The sequence below is a fragment of the Klebsiella sp. JN_Kp122 genome (genome assembly GCF_040062085.1).
GTDB classification, from domain to species: Bacteria; Pseudomonadota; Gammaproteobacteria; order Enterobacterales; family Enterobacteriaceae; genus Klebsiella; species Klebsiella aerogenes.
On the sequence record NZ_JBEAHW010000003.1, the window covers coordinates 10,570 to 26,114 of the forward strand.

The 15,545-nt window shown below is 52.0% G+C and carries 23 protein-coding genes; 17 read left to right on the forward strand and 6 right to left on the reverse strand.

Annotation, left to right across the window (positions count from 1 at the left end; all coding sequences use genetic code 11):
• The first annotated feature begins 3 nt into the window (after nt 1-3).
• From rplO to ABLU78_RS03200, 11 genes are all read left to right on the forward strand, one after another.
• Entirely contained in the window at nt 4-438 is a 435-nt protein-coding gene (rplO, locus tag ABLU78_RS03150; protein WP_015369426.1) for a 50S ribosomal protein L15, read from the forward strand.
• A gap of 7 nt (nt 439-445) precedes the next feature.
• The gene (secY, locus tag ABLU78_RS03155) at nt 446-1,777 is read left to right on the forward strand and encodes a preprotein translocase subunit SecY (RefSeq protein ID WP_015703640.1); all 1,332 of its coding nucleotides are present in this window, start codon (nt 446-448) and stop codon (nt 1,775-1,777) included.
• 31 nt (nt 1,778-1,808) lie between these two features.
• Complete coding sequence (gene rpmJ / locus ABLU78_RS03160) at nt 1,809-1,925, forward strand: 50S ribosomal protein L36 (RefSeq protein ID WP_000868187.1); 117 nt, start codon at nt 1,809-1,811, stop codon at nt 1,923-1,925.
• 146 nt (nt 1,926-2,071) lie between these two features.
• Nucleotides 2,072-2,428: a 30S ribosomal protein S13 gene (gene rpsM, locus ABLU78_RS03165; protein WP_015369429.1), complete on the forward strand. Its 357-nt coding sequence runs from the start codon at nt 2,072-2,074 to the stop codon at nt 2,426-2,428.
• Between the two features lie 16 nt (nt 2,429-2,444).
• Nucleotides 2,445-2,834 carry a 30S ribosomal protein S11 gene (rpsK, locus tag ABLU78_RS03170; protein ID WP_004388621.1) on the forward strand — a complete coding sequence of 130 codons (390 nt, stop codon included), beginning with the start codon at nt 2,445-2,447 and terminating at the stop codon, nt 2,832-2,834.
• Between the two features lie 32 nt (nt 2,835-2,866).
• A complete protein-coding gene (rpsD, locus tag ABLU78_RS03175; protein ID WP_002919224.1) occupies nt 2,867-3,487 on the forward strand; it encodes a 30S ribosomal protein S4 in 621 nt (206 codons plus the stop codon).
• Between the two features lie 25 nt (nt 3,488-3,512).
• Nucleotides 3,513-4,502 (forward strand): DNA-directed RNA polymerase subunit alpha, encoded by a 990-nt coding sequence (gene rpoA / locus ABLU78_RS03180; protein ID WP_002438685.1) that lies wholly within the window; start codon nt 3,513-3,515, stop codon nt 4,500-4,502.
• A 40-nt stretch (nt 4,503-4,542) separates the two neighbouring features.
• Nucleotides 4,543-4,929 carry a 50S ribosomal protein L17 gene (gene rplQ, locus ABLU78_RS03185; protein WP_004868344.1) on the forward strand — a complete coding sequence of 129 codons (387 nt, stop codon included), beginning with the start codon at nt 4,543-4,545 and terminating at the stop codon, nt 4,927-4,929.
• Nucleotides 4,930-5,037: 108 nt separating this feature from the next.
• A complete protein-coding gene (locus ABLU78_RS03190; RefSeq protein WP_048230012.1) occupies nt 5,038-5,406 on the forward strand; it encodes a DUF1992 domain-containing protein in 369 nt (122 codons plus the stop codon).
• Nucleotides 5,407-5,408: 2 nt separating this feature from the next.
• Nucleotides 5,409-5,834, forward strand: a complete 426-nt coding sequence (gene zntR, locus ABLU78_RS03195) for a Zn(2+)-responsive transcriptional regulator (protein WP_015369432.1) — start codon at nt 5,409-5,411, stop codon at nt 5,832-5,834.
• 57 nt (nt 5,835-5,891) lie between these two features.
• Nucleotides 5,892-6,107 carry an alternative ribosome-rescue factor A gene (locus ABLU78_RS03200; protein ID WP_015703639.1) on the forward strand — a complete coding sequence of 72 codons (216 nt, stop codon included), beginning with the start codon at nt 5,892-5,894 and terminating at the stop codon, nt 6,105-6,107.
• Here ABLU78_RS03200 and mscL read toward each other — a convergent pair whose 3' ends face one another.
• From mscL to def, 5 genes are all read right to left on the reverse strand, one after another.
• The gene (gene mscL / locus ABLU78_RS03205; protein ID WP_015369434.1) at nt 6,108-6,518 is read right to left on the reverse strand and encodes a large-conductance mechanosensitive channel protein MscL; all 411 of its coding nucleotides are present in this window, start codon (nt 6,516-6,518) and stop codon (nt 6,108-6,110) included. It lies immediately after the preceding gene.
• Nucleotides 6,519-6,660: 142 nt separating this feature from the next.
• Nucleotides 6,661-8,037 carry a Trk system potassium transporter TrkA gene (trkA, locus tag ABLU78_RS03210; RefSeq protein ID WP_015369435.1) on the reverse strand — a complete coding sequence of 459 codons (1,377 nt, stop codon included), beginning with the start codon at nt 8,035-8,037 and terminating at the stop codon, nt 6,661-6,663.
• Between the two features lie 13 nt (nt 8,038-8,050).
• Nucleotides 8,051-9,346 (reverse strand): 16S rRNA (cytosine(967)-C(5))-methyltransferase RsmB, encoded by a 1,296-nt coding sequence (gene rsmB, locus ABLU78_RS03215; RefSeq protein WP_032713186.1) that lies wholly within the window; start codon nt 9,344-9,346, stop codon nt 8,051-8,053.
• A gap of 52 nt (nt 9,347-9,398) precedes the next feature.
• Nucleotides 9,399-10,346: a methionyl-tRNA formyltransferase gene (gene fmt / locus ABLU78_RS03220; protein ID WP_015703637.1), complete on the reverse strand. Its 948-nt coding sequence runs from the start codon at nt 10,344-10,346 to the stop codon at nt 9,399-9,401.
• Between the two features lie 14 nt (nt 10,347-10,360).
• Nucleotides 10,361-10,870, reverse strand: coding sequence for a peptide deformylase (def, locus tag ABLU78_RS03225; RefSeq protein ID WP_015703636.1), 510 nt, complete (start codon nt 10,868-10,870; stop codon nt 10,361-10,363).
• 129 nt (nt 10,871-10,999) lie between these two features.
• Between def and dprA the strand changes: the two genes are divergently transcribed.
• From dprA to ABLU78_RS03255, 6 genes are read left to right on the forward strand one after another with little or no spacing between them, the layout of a single operon-like run.
• Entirely contained in the window at nt 11,000-12,124 is a 1,125-nt protein-coding gene (dprA, locus tag ABLU78_RS03230) for a DNA-protecting protein DprA (protein ID WP_047047668.1), read from the forward strand.
• Nucleotides 12,096-12,569, forward strand: a complete 474-nt coding sequence (gene smg, locus ABLU78_RS03235; RefSeq protein WP_015369440.1) for a DUF494 family protein Smg — start codon at nt 12,096-12,098, stop codon at nt 12,567-12,569. The genes dprA and smg overlap by 29 nt, the downstream gene beginning before the upstream one ends.
• A gap of 26 nt (nt 12,570-12,595) precedes the next feature.
• Nucleotides 12,596-13,150, forward strand: coding sequence for a type I DNA topoisomerase (locus tag ABLU78_RS03240; protein WP_015369441.1), 555 nt, complete (start codon nt 12,596-12,598; stop codon nt 13,148-13,150).
• The gene (tsaC, locus tag ABLU78_RS03245) at nt 13,143-13,715 is read left to right on the forward strand and encodes an L-threonylcarbamoyladenylate synthase type 1 TsaC (protein ID WP_015369442.1); all 573 of its coding nucleotides are present in this window, start codon (nt 13,143-13,145) and stop codon (nt 13,713-13,715) included. Before ABLU78_RS03240 ends, tsaC begins: the two co-directional genes overlap by 8 nt.
• 3 nt (nt 13,716-13,718) lie before the next feature.
• Nucleotides 13,719-14,537, forward strand: a complete 819-nt coding sequence (gene aroE / locus ABLU78_RS03250; protein ID WP_048230016.1) for a shikimate dehydrogenase — start codon at nt 13,719-13,721, stop codon at nt 14,535-14,537.
• On the forward strand, nt 14,534-14,791 hold the full coding sequence (locus ABLU78_RS03255) for a DUF1488 domain-containing protein (RefSeq protein WP_020077816.1): 258 nt from the start codon (nt 14,534-14,536) through the stop codon (nt 14,789-14,791). Before aroE ends, ABLU78_RS03255 begins: the two co-directional genes overlap by 4 nt.
• Here ABLU78_RS03255 and ABLU78_RS03260 read toward each other — a convergent pair.
• Entirely contained in the window at nt 14,767-15,321 is a 555-nt protein-coding gene (locus tag ABLU78_RS03260; protein WP_015703633.1) for a gamma carbonic anhydrase family protein, read from the reverse strand. The two genes, ABLU78_RS03255 and ABLU78_RS03260, sit on opposite strands and share 25 nt — an antisense overlap.
• Nucleotides 15,322-15,545: the final 224 nt, after the last annotated feature.

The window sequence follows — 15,545 nt, forward strand, 5'->3', positions numbered from 1 at the left end:
GAGATGCGTTTAAATACTCTGTCTCCGGCCGAAGGCTCCAAAAAGGCGGGTAAACGCCTGGGTCGTGGTATCGGTTCTGGCCTCGGTAAAACCGGTGGTCGTGGTCACAAAGGTCAGAACTCTCGTTCTGGCGGTGGCGTACGTCGCGGTTTCGAGGGTGGTCAGATGCCACTGTACCGTCGTCTGCCGAAATTCGGCTTCACTTCTCGTAAAGCAATGATCACTGCAGAAGTTCGTCTGTCTGATCTGGCTCACGTAGAAGGCGATGTGGTAGACCTGAACACGCTGAAAGCGGCTAACATTATCGGTATCCAGATCGAGTTCGCGAAAGTGATCCTGTCTGGTGAGGTAACTCGTCCGGTAACTGTTCGTGGCCTGCGCGTGACTAAAGGCGCTCGTGCTGCTATCGAAGCTGCTGGCGGTAAAATTGAGGAATAAGTAGCAGATGGCTAAACAACCGGGATTAGATTTTCAAAGTGCCAAAGGTGGAATTGGCGAACTGAAACGCAGACTTTTGTTTGTTATCGGTGCGCTGATTGTGTTCCGTATTGGCTCTTTTATTCCGATCCCTGGTATTGATGCCACTGTACTTGCCAAACTGCTTGAGCAACAGCGAGGCACCATCATTGAAATGTTTAACATGTTCTCTGGTGGTGCTCTCAGCCGTGCTTCTATCTTTGCTCTGGGGATCATGCCGTATATTTCGGCGTCGATCATTGTCCAGCTGCTGACCGTTGTTTATCAACCGCTGGCAGAACTGAAGAAAGAAGGGGAGTCTGGTCGTCGTAAGATCAGCCAGTACACCCGCTACGGTACTCTGGTGCTGGCTATATTCCAGTCGATCGGTATTGCTACCGGTCTGCCGAATATGCCTGGTATGCAGGGCCTGGTGATTAATCCGGGCTTTGCATTCTATTTCACCGCTGTTGTTAGTCTGGTCACAGGGACTATGTTCCTGATGTGGCTCGGCGAACAGATCACCGAACGCGGTATCGGAAACGGTATCTCGATCCTGATCTTCGCCGGGATCGTTGCGGGACTCCCGCCGGCCATCGCCCATACTATCGAGCAAGCGCGTCAAGGCGACCTGCACTTCCTCCTGTTGCTGTTGGTTGCAGTATTAGTATTTGCAGTGACCTTCTTCGTTGTATTCGTTGAACGTGGTCAACGCCGCATTGTGGTAAACTACGCTAAGCGTCAACAGGGTCGTCGTGTCTATGCTGCACAGAGCACACATTTACCGCTGAAAGTGAATATGGCGGGGGTAATCCCGGCAATCTTCGCTTCCAGTATTATTCTGTTCCCGGCGACCATCACGTCATGGTTCGGGGGCGGTACTGGTTGGAACTGGCTGACAACAATTTCGCTGTATTTGCAGCCTGGGCAACCGCTTTATGTGTTACTCTATGCGTCTGCAATCATCTTCTTCTGTTTCTTCTACACGGCGTTGGTTTTCAACCCGCGTGAAACAGCAGATAACCTGAAGAAGTCCGGTGCATTTGTACCAGGAATTCGTCCGGGAGAACAAACGGCGAAGTATATCGATAAAGTAATGACCCGCCTGACTCTGGTCGGTGCGTTGTATATCACTTTTATCTGCCTGATCCCGGAGTTCATGCGTGATGCAATGAAAGTGCCGTTCTACTTCGGTGGAACCTCGCTGCTTATTGTTGTCGTCGTGATTATGGACTTTATGGCTCAAGTGCAAACTCTGATGATGTCTAGTCAGTATGAGTCTGCATTGAAGAAGGCGAACCTGAAAGGCTACGGCCGCTAACTGGTCGCCCGAGAAGTTACGGAGAGTAAAAATGAAAGTTCGTGCTTCCGTCAAGAAATTATGCCGTAACTGCAAAATCGTTAAGCGTGATGGTGTCATCCGTGTGATTTGCAGTGCCGAGCCAAAGCATAAACAGCGCCAAGGCTGATTTATTCGCATATTTTTCTTGCAAAGTTGGGTTGAGCTGGCTAGATTAGCCAGCCAATCTTTTGTATGTCTGTACGTTTCCATTTGAGTATCCTGAAAACGGGCTTTTCAGCATGGTACGTACATATTAAATAGTAGGAGTGCATAGTGGCCCGTATAGCAGGCATTAACATTCCTGATCAGAAACATACCGTAATTGCTTTAACTGCAATTTTTGGTATCGGCAAGACCCGCTCTAAAGCCATCTGCGCTGAAACGGGTATCGCTGAAAATGTTAAGATCAGTGAGCTGTCTGAAGAACAGATTGATTCTCTGCGTGAAGCAGTAGGTAAATTTGTCGTTGAAGGTGATCTGCGCCGTGAAATCACCCTGAGCATCAAGCGTCTGATGGACCTTGGTTGCTACCGTGGTTTACGCCATCGTCGTGGTCTTCCGGTTCGCGGTCAGCGTACTAAGACCAACGCACGTACCCGTAAGGGTCCGCGTAAACCGATCAAGAAATAATCGGGGTGATTGAATAATGGCAAAGGCACCAGTTCGTGCACGTAAGCGTGTAAGAAAACAAGTCTCTGATGGCGTGGCTCATATCCATGCTTCTTTTAACAACACCATCGTTACCATCACTGATCGTCAGGGTAACGCGCTGGGTTGGGCAACAGCCGGTGGTTCCGGTTTCCGTGGTTCTCGCAAATCCACTCCGTTTGCAGCTCAGGTTGCAGCAGAGCGTTGCGCAGAAGCCGTAAAAGAATACGGCATCAAGAATCTGGAAGTTATGGTTAAAGGTCCGGGTCCAGGTCGCGAATCTACTATTCGTGCACTGAACGCCGCTGGTTTCCGCATCACTAATATTACTGATGTGACTCCGATCCCTCATAACGGTTGTCGTCCGCCGAAAAAACGTCGCGTATAACGCCTCGTTTCTAGGATTGTTGGAGAAAGAAAATGGCAAGATATTTGGGTCCTAAGCTCAAGCTGAGCCGTCGTGAGGGCACTGACTTATTCCTTAAGTCTGGCGTTCGCGCGATCGATACCAAGTGTAAAATTGAACAAGCTCCTGGCCAGCACGGTGCGCGTAAGCCGCGTCTGTCTGACTATGGTGTGCAGTTGCGTGAAAAGCAAAAAGTTCGCCGTATGTACGGTGTGCTGGAGCGTCAGTTCCGTAACTACTATAAAGAAGCAGCACGTCTGAAAGGCAACACCGGTGAAAACCTGTTGGCTCTGCTGGAAGGTCGTCTGGACAACGTTGTATACCGTATGGGCTTCGGCGCCACTCGTGCTGAAGCACGCCAGCTGGTTAGCCACAAGGCTATCATGGTAAACGGTCGTGTTGTTAACATCGCTTCTTATCAGGTAAAAGCGAATGACGTTGTTAGCATCCGTGAGAAAGCGAAAAAGCAATCTCGCGTGAAAGCCGCTCTGGAGCTGGCTGAGCAGCGTGAAAAGCCAACCTGGCTGGAAGTTGATGCTGGCAAGATGGAAGGTACGTTCAAGCGTCAGCCGGAGCGTTCTGATCTGTCTGCGGACATTAACGAACACCTGATCGTCGAGCTTTACTCCAAGTAAAGCTTAGTACCAAAGAGAGGACACAATGCAGGGTTCTGTGACAGAGTTTCTAAAACCGCGCCTGGTCGATATCGAGCAAGTGAGTTCGACGCACGCCAAGGTGACCCTTGAGCCTTTAGAGCGTGGCTTCGGCCATACTCTGGGTAACGCACTGCGCCGTATTCTGCTCTCATCGATGCCGGGTTGCGCGGTGACCGAGGTTGAGATTGATGGTGTACTGCACGAGTACAGCACCAAAGAAGGCGTTCAGGAAGACATCCTTGAAATCCTGCTCAACCTGAAAGGGCTGGCGGTGAGAGTTCAGGGTAAAGATGAAGTCATCCTTACTTTGAATAAATCTGGCATTGGCCCTGTGACTGCAGCCGACATTACCCACGACGGTGATGTCGAAATCGTCAAGCCGCAGCACGTGATCTGCCACCTGACCGATGAGAACGCATCTATTAGCATGCGCATCAAAGTTCAGCGCGGTCGCGGTTATGTGCCGGCTTCTGCCCGAATTCATTCGGAAGAAGATGAGCGCCCAATCGGCCGTCTGCTGGTCGACGCCTGCTACAGCCCTGTAGAGCGTATTGCCTACAATGTTGAAGCCGCGCGTGTTGAGCAGCGTACCGACCTGGACAAGCTGGTCATCGAAATGGAAACCAACGGCACAATCGATCCTGAAGAGGCGATTCGTCGTGCGGCAACCATTCTGGCTGAACAACTGGAAGCTTTCGTTGACTTACGTGATGTACGTCAGCCGGAAGTGAAAGAAGAGAAACCAGAGTTCGATCCGATCCTGCTGCGCCCTGTTGACGATCTGGAATTGACTGTCCGCTCTGCTAACTGCCTCAAGGCAGAAGCTATCCACTATATCGGTGATCTGGTACAGCGTACCGAGGTTGAGTTGCTGAAAACGCCGAACCTGGGTAAAAAATCTCTTACCGAGATTAAAGACGTGCTGGCTTCACGTGGTCTGTCTCTGGGCATGCGCCTGGAAAACTGGCCGCCGGCAAGCATTGCTGACGAGTAACCGGATCACAGGTTAAGGTTTTACTGAGAAGGATAAGGTCATGCGCCATCGTAAGAGTGGTCGTCAACTGAACCGCAACAGCAGCCATCGCCAGGCTATGTTCCGTAACATGGCAGGTTCGCTGGTTCGTCATGAGATCATCAAGACGACCCTGCCGAAAGCGAAAGAACTGCGTCGCGTAGTTGAGCCGCTGATTACTCTTGCCAAGACTGATAGCGTTGCTAATCGTCGTCTGGCATTCGCCCGCACTCGTGATAACGAGATCGTGGCAAAACTGTTTAACGAGCTGGGCCCGCGTTTCGCGAGCCGCGCCGGTGGTTACACTCGCATTCTGAAGTGTGGCTTCCGTGCAGGCGACAACGCGCCGATGGCATACATCGAGCTGGTTGATCGTGCTGAGCTGAAAGCAGAAGCTGCTGCAGAGTAATCTGTAGTAACGTAAAAAAACCCGCCCCGGCGGGTTTTTTTATATCTACTGCAATCCCACTTCACTACACTATCTGTACTCTTTTTGTTCATCCCTGGGAGCCGTATAATGTGGTTACTGGACCAGTGGGCAGAACGCCACATCCTCGACGCACACTCTAAAGGCGAGTTTGATAATCTGACCGGCAGCGGCGAACCGCTGGCGCTGGATGATGATTCACACGTGCCCCCTGAACTGCGCGCCGGTTATCGCTTATTAAAAAATGCCGGCTGTTTGCCACCGGAGCTTGAGTTACGTAGAGATGCCATGGCGTTGAGCGACTTACTCAAGACCGTAGAGCATGATGATCCGCGGTATACCGAATTAAATCGTCGCTTGACTCTGTTTGAACTGAAATTACGTCAGGCGGGTATGAATACCGATTTTCTACGCGGTGATTATGCCGACAGACTGTGGCACAAAATTAACGAGGAGTAGCTATGTATCGGATTGGCGAACTGGCCAAATTGGCTGATGTCACCCCGGATACCATCCGCTATTACGAAAAGCAGCAAATGATGGATCATGATATTCGTACTGAAGGCGGTTTTCGCCTCTATTCGGATAACGATCTGCAGCGGCTGCGCTTTATCCGTTATGCCAGGCAATTAGGCTTCACTCTGGAGTCGATCCGCGAATTATTATCGATTCGCATCGATCCAGAACATCATACTTGTCAGGAGTCTAAAGGGATCGTCCAGGCCCGCCTGAGTGAAGTCGAAGCGCGTATCAAAGAACTTGAAACGATGCGGCGTTCTTTACAGCGGCTGAATGATGCCTGCTGCGGCACGGCGCACAGTAGCGTTTACTGCTCGATACTCGAAGCCTTAGAGCAAGGCGCCAGCGGTAGCCATGCCGGGCGTTGATTTTTTCCGCGCGCGGATCTACACTCGCGCCGAATTGATACATGAACTGGAGTTACTATGAGTCGCTATCAGCATACCAAAGGGCAAATTAAAGATAATGCGATTGAGGCATTACTGCATGACCCATTATTCAGACAGCGGGTTGAGAAAAATAAGAAAGGGAAAGGAAGCTATCAACGTAAAGACAAACATGCAGGGCGGAATGACCGGGAGGCCAGTGGCAAGCAAGCGAATCGCTTTTTTACCACTGGCCTTCTGCTTTCTGTGTGCTGATTAAGAACGGTTGTTTTGTTCTTTTAACAGATCGCGAATTTCACTCAGTAGCACTTCTTCTTTGCTCGGTGCCGGAGCGGCAGGCGCTTCTTCTTTCTTACGGTTCAGTTTATTCATCAGTTTGATCGCCATGAAAATCGCGAAGGCAACGATGATGAAATCGAAGACGTTCTGAATAAACACACCATAATGCATGACAACGGCTGGGACATCCCCCTGCGCATCGCGTAGCGTAACGGCGAACTGTTTAAAGTCGATCCCGCCAATGAGCAAACCCAGCGGAGGCATAATAATATCGGCCACTAAAGACGATACAATTTTACCAAATGCTGCACCAATGATGACACCCACTGCCAAATCGACAACATTCCCGCGCATCGCGAATTCGCGGAATTCTTTTAACATACCCATTTTACTCTCCTTGAGCCAGCTGACATTGATAAGTTTATCAAATGTATTTCCATTTTCCATTGCTGTTGAATAATTGCTGGAAAATATTATCCATTGATAAATAAGGGATAATAAAAAGGCGTCTGCGCGACGCCCATTGTAATTACAGGAAGAACGGACTCGGCTGGAATAGTCTCTCAACATCGGAGATAAATTTCTTGTCGGTCAGGAACATAATTACGTGGTCGCCTTGCTCAATACGTAAATTATTATTGGCGATCATTACGTCATTGCCGCGCACCACCGCGCCAATAATTGTGCCTGGCGGCAGCTTAATTTCATCAATTGAACGGCCGACTACCCGCGAGGTGCTTTCATCGCCATGCGCGACGGCCTCAATGGCTTCGGCAACGCCGCGGCGTAGCGACGAAACACCGACAATATCAGCTTTACGTACGTGGCTCAGCAAGGCAGAAATCGTGGCTTGTTGCGGTGATATCGCAATATCGATCACGCTTCCCTGAACCAGATCAACATATGCGCGACGCTGGATCAGCACCATGACCTTCTTCGCGCCCATCCGCTTGGCTAGCATTGCCGACATGATATTGGCTTCGTCATCGTTGGTGACGGCAATAAAGAGATCGACTTGATCGATATGCTCTTCCGCCAGTAACTCTTGATCCGATGCATCGCCATAAAAGACGATCGTATTCTGCAGCTTTTCGGCAAGTTCAGCGGCACGCTGTTGATCGCGCTCGATCAACTTCACGCTGTAGTCTTTCTCCAGCCTGTGAGCGAGGCCCGCGCCGATGTTGCCGCCGCCGACCAGCATAATGCGTTTGTAGGGTTTCTCCAGACGTTGGAGTTCGCTCATTACCGCGCGAATATGTTGCGACGCGGCGATAAAGAAGACTTCGTCGCCCGCTTCTACGATGGTTGATCCCTGCGGGCGAATCGGTCGATCGTGGCGGAAAATTGCCGCAACGCGCGTGTCGATGTGCGGCATATGTTCGCGCATCGTGGAAAGCGCATTACCGACCAGCGGGCCGCCATAATAAGCCTTCACAACGGCCAGGCTTACTTTTCCTTCGGCGAAGTTCACTACCTGCAGCGCGCCCGGATATTCGATCAGGCGGTAGATATTATCGATGACTAACTGCTCCGGAGCGATCAGATGGTCAATTGGCACCGCTTCTGAATGGAAAAGCTTATCGGCATCACGAACGTAATCAGGCGAACGAATACGGGCGATACGATTCGGTGTATTAAACAGCGAATAGGCGACCTGGCAGGCTACCATGTTGGTCTCATCCGAACTGGTTACGGCGACCAGCATATCGGCATCATCGGCGCCAGCTTCGCGCAGCACGCGCGGATGCGAACCGTGGCCCTGAACGACGCGGAGATCGAACTTATCCTGCAGGCCGCGCAGACGGTCGCCGTTGGTATCGACCAGGGTAATATCGTTGTTTTCGCCAACGAGATTTTCCGCCAGCGTGCCGCCTACCTGTCCGGCGCCAAGAATAATAATCTTCATCAGCAGTGACCCATTAATTGCGCTTTTTGATTAGCTTAGCGTAAAAGAAGCCATCGCCTTCTTCCGCCCCTGGCAGATTTTGCTGACCCGGGGTTTCCGGCGTTCCCGTCTCATGGAGTTCGGCATCTTGGGTACGGGTCAGGAAAGCGGCGATCTGTTGGCTATTCTCTTCCGGCAAAATAGAGCATGTCGCATAGACCAGCGTACCGCCCGGTTTCAGATGAGCCCAGGTGGCATCGAGAATTTCTGCCTGTAATTGCGCTAGCTCGGCGATATCGCGATCCCGGCGCAGCCATTTAATATCCGGATGGCGACGGATAACGCCGGTGGCCGAACATGGCGCATCCAGCAAAATACGATCGAACTGCTCATCGCCGCACCACTGTTCAGGATAGCGACCATCGCCCTGTTTCACTTCTGCTTTCATGCCCAGACGTTTCAGGTTGTCATAGACACGGGACAGGCGCTGCTGGTCGATATCGACCGCCATCAGATTCGCCTGAGGCGCGACTTCCAGAATATGCGTCGTCTTGCCGCCCGGCGCCGCGCAGAGATCGAGAATGCGCTCGCCGTTTTCCGGTTGTAAGTAGCGCATGCAGCCCTGGGCTGAGGCGTCCTGAACGGTTACCCAGCCTTCATCAAATCCCGGTAACGCATGGACCGGGGCTGGGGACGCAAGACGGACGGCATCCGGATAGTCCGGGTGAGCGAAACCCTGTAAACCAGCCTCTTCCAGCAGAGAGATCCATTCATCTCGCGAATGATGATTGCGATTCACACGCAGCCACATTGGCGGACGTAGATTATTGGCTGACACAATATCCTGCCATTGTTGCGGCCAGGCCTGCTGCAGACGTTTAAGCAGCCATTTAGGATGGAGATAACGATTCTCGTGTTGGGCGAATTCGGCCAGCAGCTCTTCCTGCTGGCGCTGAAACTGGCGTAATACGCCATTGATAAGCCCTTTAAGCTGCGGACGTTTAATTGCCACCGCGCCTTCCACCGTTTCCGCCAGCGCGGCGTGCGGGGGAATTCGCGTATAAAGTAGCTGATACAGGCCGACCATGATCAGGAAATGTACGGTACGCTGTTTGCCGGTCATTGGGCGGGCCATCAGCTTACCGATCAGCCACTCGAGTTGGCTGAGAGTGCGCAAAACGCCGAAGCACAGCTCCTGCAGCAGCGCTTTGTCTTTCTCGCTCACTTTTTGCTGCAGCGGCGGCAGAACATTGCTTAAAGACTGGCCTTTCTCAACGACCTGCTCAATGGCCTGGGCTGCCAGGCTGCGTAAATTAATATTCTTTTTCATAAGCGCAAAAATAAAAATGCCCGGCGAACCCGGGCTTTAGAAGAGAAGTGCGTCAGGCAAGACGGTTTCCGGGGATAAACCATTCCCGGCGAGAGTTCAGTAAATCCTGGGCACTCATCGCTTTTTTCCCTGCCGGCTGCAGCGATTCCAGATTCAGAATCCCGTTGCCGGTGGCGACCTGGATCCCTTGCTTGGTTGCTGCGACGATCGTACCTGGCTCAGCGTTGGCGGACTCCGTAATAACGGATGCGCGCCATACCTTCACCGGTTGTTCATCGATTTCCAGCCAGCTCATCGGCCAGGGATTAAATGCGCGGATGCAGCGTTCGAGCTGTTCTGCGGAAAGCGACCAATCAATACGGGCCTCTTCCTTACTCAGCTTCTCGGCGTAGCTGACCCGCGATTCGTCCTGAACTTCAGGCTCTGCGCTACCATCCGCCAGCTGCGCTAAGGTCGCCAGTAGACCCTCTGGTCCAAGGTTGGCCAGTTTATCGTACAGGCTGCCGCTGGTATCTTCCGCAGTAATCGGGCAGGAGAGTTTATACAGCATGTCACCGGTATCAAGACCGACGTCCATCTGCATGATGGTTACACCGGTTTCGGCATCGCCAGCCCATAGCGAACGCTGAATCGGCGCAGCGCCACGCCAGCGAGGAAGCAGGGAGCCGTGAACGTTAATGCAGCCCAAACGCGGCATTTCAAGAACCGCTTTCGGCAGGATCAGTCCATAAGCCACGACGACCATAACATCGGCGTTAAGGTCGGCAACTAATTGCTGATTTTCCTGCGGACGTAGGGAAGATGGCTGGAAGACCGGTAGATTATTGGCTTCAGCCAGCACTTTTACCGGGCTCGGCATCAATTTTTTGCCGCGACCAGCAGGGCGATCGGGCTGAGTAAATACGCCGACAACCTGATGTTCAGACGACAACAGCGCGTCAAGGTGACGCGCTGCAAAGTCGGGGGTTCCGGCGAAAATGATACGTAGTGTTTGTGACACGTTAATCCTTGTTATCAGGCACGGGCGCGTAAACGATCCAGTTTTTCAACTTTCTGGCGGATGCGCTGCTGTTTGAGCGGCGACAGATAGTCAATGAACAGCTTACCGACCAGGTGATCCATTTCATGCTGGATACAAATAGCCAACAAGCCATCAGCTTCCAGTTCGAAAGTCTTACCTTCACGGTCCAGCGCGCGGATTTTTACGGTTTCGGCTCGTGGAACCAGCGCACGTTGTTCCGGAATTGACAAACAACCTTCTTCAATGCCGGTTTCGCCGTCTTTTTCGAGTAGCTCTGGGTTGATGAGCACCAGACGCTCTTCACGGTTTTCCGAGACATCGATAACGATAATGCGCTGATGGATATCCACCTGCGTGGCGGCCAGACCAATACCTTCTTCAGCGTACATCGTGTCGAACATATCATCGACGATACGCTGAATTTCTGCATTCACTTCTTTGACCGGCTCGGCGACTTTGCGAAGGCGCTCGTCCGGAATATGTAACACTTGCAAAACTGCCATAAAGATCCAGAGTCGTATTCAGTAGTTGATAAGATTATTACCTCTATTCTAGACAAAACCCCCTCTAATTGACAGTCTCGCTAACCAATCACAAGGATTGGCTGAGCCGCTAATGGCAGGGGGGAACGGATGACGCCCACGGAGATTTGGTTGCGCCTGATGCGGGTGAATAATCTGTACGGCGATGAAATGGTATTGATTGCACGACGGCTAGGATGTGCAGGCCAGCTGAATACTGAAACGTTGCGGGCTGCGGGTTTAACTAAAGCGCAGGCAACACAGTTTCTTGCCCTCAACCAACAGCAAATTGATGTTTCACTGCAATGGTTAGAGCAACCAGAACATCATCTGATCACGGCGGATCACGCGCTCTATCCGCCGCAGCTACGCGCTATCGATGATTATCCCGGCGCGCTGCTGGTCTGCGGTAACGTCGATCTCTTGTGTAGCCGGCAGCTGGCTATCATTGGGAGCCGAGCACACTCGTGGTACGGCGCGCGGTGGGGAAAAGCATTCAGTGAAGCGCTTGCTCAGTATGGCTTGACCCTTACCAGTGGTCTGGCGTTGGGGATTGATGGCATCGCCCACCGCGGGGCATTAGCGGCAAAGGGAAAAACCATCGCCGTATTAGGCAACGGTCTCTCTGATATCTACCCGCACCGGCATCGGGCTTTAGCAAAGCAGATCGTGGAAAGCGGCGGCGCGCTACTTTCCGAATTTCCTCTCTCTGCGCTACCGTTACCAGGGAATTTCCCGCGCCGCAACCGGATTATCAGCGGGTTAAGCGCTGGGGTTCTGGTGATAGAGGCGGCCTTGAAAAGTGGTTCTCTGGTAACTGTCCGTTGCGCGCTGGAGCAGGGGAGAGATGTTTTTGCCCTGCCTGGGCCAATTGGCAATCCTGGCTCTGAAGGGCCGCACTGGCTAATAAAGCAGGGAGCAGTTCCGGTTACCGTGCCGGAAGAGATCCTTGAGTATTGGCAATATGAGCTTTCAGCGCGGGAAGAGACCGCTGATTTGCTAAATAATTACGCAGATCGGCCTCCTGTAGCATTGCCATTTCCAGAGCTCCTGGCTAACGTAGGAGATGAGGTAACACCTGTTGACGTTGTCGCTGAACGTGCCGGCCAATCTGTGCCAGTAACCGTAGCCCAGCTACTTGAACTGGAGTTAGCAGGCTGGATCGCAGCTGTACCCGGCGGCTATGTCCGATTAAGGAGGGCAAGCCATGTTCGACGTACTCATGTATTTGTTTGAGACTTATATCCATAACGAAGCAGAAATGCGCGTGGATCAGGACAAACTGACGCGGGATCTGACCGATGCAGGTTTTGAGCGGGAAGATATCTATAACGCGTTAATGTGGCTCGAGAAACTGGCTGATTATCAGGAAGGTCTCGTTGAACCCATGCAGCTCGCCTCCGACCCGCTCTCTCTTCGGGTATACACCGATGAAGAGTGCCAGCGTCTGGATGCCAGCTGTCGAGGATTTTTACTCTTCCTCGAGCAGATCCAGGTGTTGAACCTCGAAACGCGAGAAATGGTGATAGAGCGCGTACTGGCGCTGGATACGGCAGAGTTTGAACTGGAAGACCTGAAATGGGTGATCCTGATGGTTCTGTTTAATATTCCAGGCTGTGAAAACGCCTATCAGCAAATGGAAGAATTACTCTTCGAAGTAAATGAAGGTATGCTGCATTAATCTTATTGCAGCAACATCGAGTTGTTATGACCAAATCAGCACTGTTTTCGGTGCGTAAAAACGAGCCCTGCCCGCAGTGCGGGGCCGAACTGGTGATTCGTTCCGGGAAACATGGCCCGTTTCTCGGCTGTTCTCACTATCCGGACTGTGACTATGTCCGTCCCCTGAAAAGTCAGGCGGATGGACATATCGTCAAGGTGCTGGAGGGGCAAGAGTGCCCATCTTGCGGCGCTGTCATGGTGTTACGCCAGGGGCGTTTTGGTATGTTCATCGGCTGCAGTCGCTATCCCGAATGCGAACATACCGAGTTGATTGATAAACCTGATGAGACCGCTATCGCGTGTCCGCAATGCGGACAGGGTCATCTGGTGCAGCGTCGCTCCCGTTTCGGTAAAACCTTTCATTCCTGCGATCGCTACCCTGATTGCCAGTTCGTAATTAATTTTAAACCGGTGGCGGGCGAATGCCCTGAATGCCATTACCCGCTATTAATAGAAAAGAAAACGGCACAGGGTGTTAAACGCTTTTGCGCCAGTAAACAATGTGGAAAGCCGATCCCGGCGGAACAAATAAGTGAATAAAAACCTGCCCTCAGAGACCGTCGCCCAGGCTGTCGCGGTACTGAATAATGAACATGTCATCGCCTATCCAACCGAAGCTGTGTTTGGTGTCGGTTGCGATCCGGATAGCGAAACGGCCGTGATGCGCCTACTGGCGTTAAAGCAACGCCCTGTGGAAAAGGGGCTGATACTTATCGCCGCCAGTTTTGACCAACTGAAACCGTATATTGATGATTCCCGATTAAGCGACGCGCAGAGAGCGGTTATCTTTGCCAGTTGGCCTGGGCCGGTGACGTTTGTGTTCCCGGCGCGTCCGGATACGCCACGCTGGCTGACGGGGCGCTTTGATTCGCTTGCCGTGCGCGTTACCGATCATCCACTGGTAATTGAATTATGTGAAGCCTACGGAAAGCCGCTGGTCTCGACGAGCGCCAACTTAACCGGTCAGCCTCCGTGCCGGACTACTGCTGAAGTACGCGCCCAGTTTGGCGATAGTTTCCCGGTGGTGGATGGCGCAACGGGCGGGCGGCAAAACCCATCTGAAATCCGTGATGCCCTGACGGGTGAACAGTTCCGCCAGGGGTAATTAATGGAAACTTATGTCGTTTTTGGTAACCCTATAGCCCATAGCAAGTCGCCTTCTATTCATCAGCTGTTTGCCAAACAGTTAGATATTGCGCACCCCTATGGTCGGGTACTGGCGCCATTGGATGATTTTGTGAATACCCTGGATGCTTTCTTCAACACGGGCGGTAAGGGCGCTAACGTGACCGTCCCTTTCAAAGAAGAAGCGTTTGCCCGCGCCGACGAACTCACCGAGCGCGCTGCGCTAGCCGGCGCGGTCAATACGTTAAAGCGTCTTGAGGATGGTCGTCTGCTTGGCGACAATACGGATGGCATTGGGTTATTAAGCGACTTAGAGCGTCTGGGCTTTATCAAGCCTGGTATGAGGATTTTATTGATTGGCGCAGGCGGCGCATCTCGCGGTGTATTGTTACCGCTGCTCTCTTTAGATTGCGCGGTCACCATCGTTAACCGTACTTTTTCCCGCGCTCATGAGCTGGCAACGCTATTTGCTCATACCGGCAGCGTTAGCGCGTTATCGCTGGATAAACTGGAAGGTCATCAGTTCGATCTCATTATTAACGCGACGTCCAGCGGAATAAGCGGCGATATCCCGGCAATACCTTCCTCGTTAATTCATGCCGACGTTTACTGCTATGACATGTTTTATCAGAAAGGAAATACGCCATTTCTGCATTGGTGCCAACAGTATGGCGCTAAAAAAATGGCAGATGGATTAGGTATGCTGGTGGCTCAGGCCGCACATGCCGTTCTGCTGTGGCACGGTAGACTACCGGAAATTGCCCCGGTGATTGCCGTTTTACATCAGGAACTGAATGCGTGAACCAGGCGATCCAATTTCCCGATAGAGAAGAGTGGGACGCTGAACGGCAGTGCATCGTTTTCCCCGCGTTGGTCAATGGCATGCAGTTAACTTGCGCGATTCGGGGTCAGACACTGCAGCAACGGTTCGGTGGCGATGAGCCAGCGCGATGGCTGGCTCTCTTTAGTGAACATCGCTGGGATTTGGAAGATGAAGCGGAAGCGTTGATTCGCGATCGGCAAGAAGATCATCAGGGTTGGCTCTGGCTTTCCTGATCCAGGTAGTCGTCTTTCCACTTCACATAGTTGTTGGCTGAATACTTCAGCCCTGCATATTCCGCCTCCGTCAGGGGGCGGATTTGTTTTACCGGGTTGCCAAAATAGAGATAACCGCTTTCCAGACGCTTGTTTTGCGGCACCAGGCTGCCGGCGCCGATCATCACGTCATCTTCTACCACCACGCCATCCAGCAGAATTGACCCCATTCCGACAAGAATGCGATTGCCGATAGTGCAGCCGTGCAGCATGACCTTATGCCCGACGGTGACATCTTCTCCTATGAGTAGCGGATTACCCTCAGGGTTATAAGACGACTTATGGGTGACATGCAGGACGCTACCGTCCTGAATATTCGAACGTGCGCCGATAGACACATAATTCACGTCGCCGCGGATGGCGACCAGCGGCCAAATGCTGACGTCATCGGCAATTCTGACATCGCCGATCACAACGCTGCTGGGATCCACCATCACCCGCAGACCGATTTGAGGGAATAATTCTTTATAAGGACGTAAATAACTGGACATGACTGCCTCAACATCAGGGTAGAAAACCAGACTTTGGTAGCTTTCAGGCGCTCCCGCAACCCCTTTTTCTGATAAAAATTGAGCTATTTGAGCAATAACAGTGCGAAAAGCGCGAAAAATCATCATTCAGAAAAAAAGATCGAAAAAAGGCTTGTGCAAAAAAATGGGATCCCTATAATGCGCACCCACTGACACGGCAGATGTGAATCACTTCACACAAACAG

What these genes read in the sequence shown, in the direction of transcription:
- rplO (WP_015369426.1), top strand. Translation starts at nt 4, where the DNA reads ATGCGTTTAAATACTCTGTCTCCGGCCGAAGGCTCCAAAAAGGCGGGT.
- secY (WP_015703640.1), top strand. Translation starts at nt 446, where the DNA reads ATGGCTAAACAACCGGGATTAGATTTTCAAAGTGCCAAAGGTGGAATT.
- rpmJ (WP_000868187.1), top strand. Translation starts at nt 1,809, where the DNA reads ATGAAAGTTCGTGCTTCCGTCAAGAAATTATGCCGTAACTGCAAAATC.
- rpsK (WP_004388621.1), top strand. Translation starts at nt 2,445, where the DNA reads ATGGCAAAGGCACCAGTTCGTGCACGTAAGCGTGTAAGAAAACAAGTC.
- rpsD (WP_002919224.1), top strand. Translation starts at nt 2,867, where the DNA reads ATGGCAAGATATTTGGGTCCTAAGCTCAAGCTGAGCCGTCGTGAGGGC.
- rpoA (WP_002438685.1), top strand. Translation starts at nt 3,513, where the DNA reads ATGCAGGGTTCTGTGACAGAGTTTCTAAAACCGCGCCTGGTCGATATC.
- rplQ (WP_004868344.1), top strand. Translation starts at nt 4,543, where the DNA reads ATGCGCCATCGTAAGAGTGGTCGTCAACTGAACCGCAACAGCAGCCAT.
- ABLU78_RS03190 (WP_048230012.1), top strand. Translation starts at nt 5,038, where the DNA reads ATGTGGTTACTGGACCAGTGGGCAGAACGCCACATCCTCGACGCACAC.
- zntR (WP_015369432.1), top strand. Translation starts at nt 5,409, where the DNA reads ATGTATCGGATTGGCGAACTGGCCAAATTGGCTGATGTCACCCCGGAT.
- ABLU78_RS03200 (WP_015703639.1), top strand. Translation starts at nt 5,892, where the DNA reads ATGAGTCGCTATCAGCATACCAAAGGGCAAATTAAAGATAATGCGATT.
- mscL (WP_015369434.1), bottom strand. Translation starts at nt 6,518, where the DNA reads ATGGGTATGTTAAAAGAATTCCGCGAATTCGCGATGCGCGGGAATGTT.
- trkA (WP_015369435.1), bottom strand. Translation starts at nt 8,037, where the DNA reads ATGAAGATTATTATTCTTGGCGCCGGACAGGTAGGCGGCACGCTGGCG.
- rsmB (WP_032713186.1), bottom strand. Translation starts at nt 9,346, where the DNA reads ATGAAAAAGAATATTAATTTACGCAGCCTGGCAGCCCAGGCCATTGAG.
- def (WP_015703636.1), bottom strand. Translation starts at nt 10,870, where the DNA reads ATGGCAGTTTTGCAAGTGTTACATATTCCGGACGAGCGCCTTCGCAAA.
- dprA (WP_047047668.1), top strand. Translation starts at nt 11,000, where the DNA reads ATGACGCCCACGGAGATTTGGTTGCGCCTGATGCGGGTGAATAATCTG.
- smg (WP_015369440.1), top strand. Translation starts at nt 12,096, where the DNA reads ATGTTCGACGTACTCATGTATTTGTTTGAGACTTATATCCATAACGAA.
- ABLU78_RS03240 (WP_015369441.1), top strand. Translation starts at nt 12,596, where the DNA reads ATGACCAAATCAGCACTGTTTTCGGTGCGTAAAAACGAGCCCTGCCCG.
- aroE (WP_048230016.1), top strand. Translation starts at nt 13,719, where the DNA reads ATGGAAACTTATGTCGTTTTTGGTAACCCTATAGCCCATAGCAAGTCG.
- ABLU78_RS03260 (WP_015703633.1), bottom strand. Translation starts at nt 15,321, where the DNA reads ATGTCCAGTTATTTACGTCCTTATAAAGAATTATTCCCTCAAATCGGT.